The organism is Roseovarius salis, assembly GCF_044472985.1.
Taxonomy (GTDB): Bacteria; Pseudomonadota; Alphaproteobacteria; order Rhodobacterales; family Rhodobacteraceae; genus Roseovarius; species Roseovarius salis.
This window is the reverse complement of record NZ_JBISDG010000111.1, coordinates 1-318: the sequence shown is the minus strand read 5'-3', so window position 1 is coordinate 318 and position 318 is coordinate 1. Positions and strand designations below refer to the sequence as shown.

The following is a 318-nucleotide window of genomic DNA, read 5'->3' as shown; positions in this document are numbered from 1 at the left end:
CGGCTGGCGCGCGAGGCCGCGGCCGATGGCATGCCGGTGCCCTCGCTGTCGCGCCAGCTGCGCGAGGCAGTGCCGGACGAGCTGGCGCCGGCGGTGCACGGGGGGCTGACCTCGCAGGACGTGATGGATACCGCGCTCATGCTGGCGCTGCGCGACGTGCTGGCGGATTTCGAGGGGCGCATCACCCGGCTGGAGGCCGCGCTGGCCACGCTGAGGGGCCGCTTCGGCGCGGCGCCGCTGATGGCGCGCACCCGGATGCAGGCGGCGCTGCCCGTCACGGTGGATGACCGGATCGGTCAATGGTGCCGTCCGCTCGCC

1 protein-coding gene is annotated in these 318 nt (G+C 75.5%); it reads left to right on the top strand.

Annotation, left to right across the window (positions count from 1 at the left end):
• A partial coding sequence (locus ACH13J_RS18410; RefSeq protein WP_397544796.1) for a lyase family protein occupies nucleotides 1–318 on the top strand: 318 nt, incomplete at both ends.